Genomic DNA, 3,299 nt, shown 5'->3' on the forward strand with positions numbered 1-3,299 from the left:
ATACCAAAGAAGCAGGTGCCTTTTCTTGTTTAAAGGCAATAGTCAAGGAACAAAGTTGATTGTTCTTAAAGCTTTAATAGACCTAAAACAAGGTCGATTTTCAAGGTGCGAAAGTTGAGTAAATTAAATATATATAATTGCCATCACTCACTGCGGTGGATGGCAAACCGTCCCGATCCATTCCTTAACAACTGGGATCGCTGCTTTGCAGGAGGAAGTGATAGTGATCACCATTTGGCGTGTGACTTTGCCCCAGGAATGGAGTATCAAAGTTAAGGAGTTAGCAAACAAAAAGGAACTGACCAAGAGATTGTCCGTGAAAGGACTCCCTTAATCAATTCCCGATGATATAACTTTAACAGGTTTAACACCAAATAACTTAAAGGAAAACGAAAACATTTTTAAATAATTTTGAAAGAAATTTGAAACTAATTTGACTTGAGAACAGCGATATTTAAGTTTAAAGCCAACCGATAAAAAGCTTTCCAACGAATCTTGTCATAAGTCACATGGCTTATCGGCGGCTGAAACTTAAAACAATACACCTTATAATCCGTCAAATATTCGCTATCCTCGCTCATGTAACGTTCTTCGATCAAAAACCTTTCCATTTTCGGCAAACGCTGTACAGCCTTTTCTGTGCGTTCACAGAACCTTTTACGATATAACTGTTCATCAGCATTATAAATAGCAATACTTCCTGTTTGATCGCCAGTCTCATTAGTAGGACCGTGATACCGTACCTCTGGACTAGCCGTAATGGATGCTTCTCTCTCTTCAAATGTTAAGTACTTAAATAAGCGATACTTCTCAAGATGCTCTTCTACTTTTGTTTGTGTCGCTTTTCTGTCTAATTCAGGTAGCTCAAAGCTCAAGATGTATCACCCCTCAATTAATCGAACAAAGCCCTAGGAGTTACCCTAGGGCAAACTACTACTCTAGCTCATCATTGGACAACTCGTCCTCATTCGAAACATCATCCAGCGACATCTGATCAGTCACAACACTTGCGGTACCATCTTTATCTACTGTATATTCTACACCTTCATGCTCTTCGTAAAACTCATCTATGCTCATTTGTGACTCCACGATATGGAGTGTCACATCAGAGCCAGCTCTTCGATAAAAATTATATGATTGGTCTGAGGATGTATCGCCTTTAACAATAAACTCAAGAACGGTCTTTTTGCTATCCTTTACGGATTTACTAAACTCACACGTCAACTTCTGATCAACACCCTCGATTTCCAATTCAACCACTTCACGGGTTAATTGATTAAGTTCCTGCTTTTTCTCGTCCTCACCTTTTACATAAAACTGCACAAGCTCCTTTTTGCTATCTTTAGTTTGCTTATTAAAATGAGCCTTAACGGTTACTTGCATGCTTTATCTCTCCCTTTTTCTTATTTTCCATGGTCATTAAACATCCCAAACCATTTCCATGTTTTTTAACGTCACTTGCTCTTACCCAACCTCGATCCTCATGAGACTTGATAACCCTTTCGATTGTTCCTGAATTCATTCCAGTGACAACCTTCTTTAATTTTCTTGGTCTTTCTTCTCTCCATCCTGCCAATCGGAACCCTCCTTCACCCTAGTCGGAATATCCTGTAGTTCTGGATGCTTCTCTTCTGTCCACATGGCACACACTAAATTCCATGTTGCTGCACAAAGATGATCCTCGTCGTCCTGTCCATCTAAATATTTCATAAGGTGCCGTAATGCGGAATCTATATAACTGTGAATGGGAATGCCCTTCTGCCAGTTATACTCACCGTATTTCTCTGCGCCTTTTTCAAAGTGCTGGGAAAGTCTTAAAATTGCAGTTGGTGGAAGTAAATCGAGTCGCCCTTTTCCTTCTTGCATATCTCTTACGGCACCTGTAACAAATTCTCTTCTGTTGCCTGAGTCTTTAATAATCATTTCGACTTCACTCTTCTCTTTGGCTTTGCTTTTTTCTTAGGAATAAGAATATTGTCGATTACCTCTAATTGATGCTTTGGAGCAAGAACTGCACCTGTCTGTTGTGCTAAATATAGATTCAAAGCGATTCTAGCCATAATGTAAGCATCAACTACGTTGTCGCTGTTATAATAAAAACCGTAAATATCCTGAACAGCTTCCATCACAGCGATTTTTTTTTCTTTATCCTTAAGCCTTACTTTTTTCCCTTCCTCACCTTGCCAACCAGTGACACCGACAAATTTCTTAACTGCATTTGGAGCAACATCATAGTAATTGATTTTTCTACGAAGTAGAGCCATTCTTATGCCCCATCCAATTCCACCCATTTGAATTGCTTGTTGAGAAGAATATCCAAAACCTTCAATCACATTAAAGTCATCCTTTTGAACATGTCTCATGACCTCATCAATGAGAGTTGCCATTCTTTTAGGATCTTCTTTTCCTACTCCGGTGAGTTCTTTAGCGACTAAGACTTGTCCATCTTCATCAAGTGCAACAAACCCCGTCTTAGTAGATGGGTCAATCCCCACAAATCTCATACTCTTGTCCTCCTAGCCCAAGGAATTTCATGAGCGATTGAATGAAATATCTCTCTTTCCTCATGTGATATTTTCAAACCACCTTTGCCGTGGTAATATCGATGAGTTTCAATCTTCATGTCCTCATAATGCTCTTTACAAAGTGGCACAAGCGCCCAAGTATCGTGCACCTCTTTTCTACATTCTGGCACTTTGCATCTTTCCATTAAAACCACCTGTTTTCTTGATTTTGTATATCTACTTTTAAAGCTTCATTAGCTTTTTCTTGCTTTCTTCGCTGTAACTCTTTTGTAGCTGCATAACGTTCTTTCATTCGTGCGCCATCATCTTTTGCGATCTCATAGAGTTGCTGATTAGTAGCTTTTGAAATATCCATATCAGCACATCCTTATTTGATTTCAAATGATTCTTCTTGTTCTTTTTGCTTACTTTTGCAATCATGACAAACCCTCTTTTTGCTTACGATTGTTGTTTGTTTAAGTGGATAAAGCTTGAAACAAACACTACAGCTAATTAGTCTCACTGGCTCGACCTCTTTTCTTTTCGAACTCTAAATAATGAGTCTCACAAAATATAAAACTACCGTCCTTCGTTTCTACAAAGAAGTCTTCGCTTTTTTCAATACTGAGGCTCTTCCCACACTTATCGCATGTTTCCGTCATAGGAACCTCCATCTATCTTTTGTTTACTTAATCAAGTTCTTGAATATTGTTAATCGCTCCGGCTAAATCTTGATTGGTTTTAGTAAGTGTTTCGACGAGATTCTCTAGACGTTCTATATCCTGCTGCTGTTGC

7 protein-coding genes are annotated in these 3,299 nt (G+C 38.8%); all 7 read right to left on the reverse strand.

The annotated features are described in order from the left end of the window. Window positions 1–428 precede the first annotated feature (428 nt). From PZE06_RS25425 to PZE06_RS25455, 7 genes are read right to left on the reverse strand one after another with little or no spacing between them, the layout of a single operon-like run. Window positions 429–875: an ArpU family phage packaging/lysis transcriptional regulator gene (locus PZE06_RS25425; RefSeq protein ID WP_151026302.1), complete on the reverse strand. Its 447-nt coding sequence runs from the start codon at window positions 873–875 to the stop codon at window positions 429–431. A 58-nt stretch (window positions 876–933) separates the two neighbouring features. Further along, the gene (locus tag PZE06_RS25430) at window positions 934–1,383 is read right to left on the reverse strand and encodes a hypothetical protein (RefSeq protein WP_151026301.1); all 450 of its coding nucleotides are present in this window, start codon (window positions 1,381–1,383) and stop codon (window positions 934–936) included. Continuing rightward, window positions 1,367–1,576: a GOLPH3/VPS74 family protein gene (locus tag PZE06_RS25435; RefSeq protein ID WP_151026300.1), complete on the reverse strand. Its 210-nt coding sequence runs from the start codon at window positions 1,574–1,576 to the stop codon at window positions 1,367–1,369. The genes PZE06_RS25430 and PZE06_RS25435 overlap by 17 nt, the downstream gene beginning before the upstream one ends. Further along, entirely contained in the window at window positions 1,540–1,923 is a 384-nt protein-coding gene (locus PZE06_RS25440; RefSeq protein WP_151026299.1) for a dATP/dGTP diphosphohydrolase domain-containing protein, read from the reverse strand. The genes PZE06_RS25435 and PZE06_RS25440 overlap by 37 nt, the downstream gene beginning before the upstream one ends. After that, the gene (locus tag PZE06_RS25445) at window positions 1,920–2,504 is read right to left on the reverse strand and encodes a RuvC family protein (protein WP_151026298.1); all 585 of its coding nucleotides are present in this window, start codon (window positions 2,502–2,504) and stop codon (window positions 1,920–1,922) included. Before PZE06_RS25445 ends, PZE06_RS25440 begins: the two co-directional genes overlap by 4 nt. Further along, complete coding sequence (locus PZE06_RS25450) at window positions 2,501–2,710, reverse strand: hypothetical protein (protein ID WP_151026297.1); 210 nt, start codon at window positions 2,708–2,710, stop codon at window positions 2,501–2,503. The genes PZE06_RS25445 and PZE06_RS25450 overlap by 4 nt, the downstream gene beginning before the upstream one ends. Further along, complete coding sequence (locus tag PZE06_RS25455; RefSeq protein ID WP_170943526.1) at window positions 2,710–2,880, reverse strand: hypothetical protein; 171 nt, start codon at window positions 2,878–2,880, stop codon at window positions 2,710–2,712. The genes PZE06_RS25450 and PZE06_RS25455 overlap by 1 nt, the downstream gene beginning before the upstream one ends. Between the last annotated feature and the right edge of the window lie 419 nt (window positions 2,881–3,299).

This window comes from Robertmurraya sp. DFI.2.37 (assembly GCF_029211245.1).
In the GTDB taxonomy this organism is placed as follows: domain Bacteria; phylum Bacillota; class Bacilli; order Bacillales; family Cytobacillaceae; genus Robertmurraya; species Robertmurraya methanolica_A.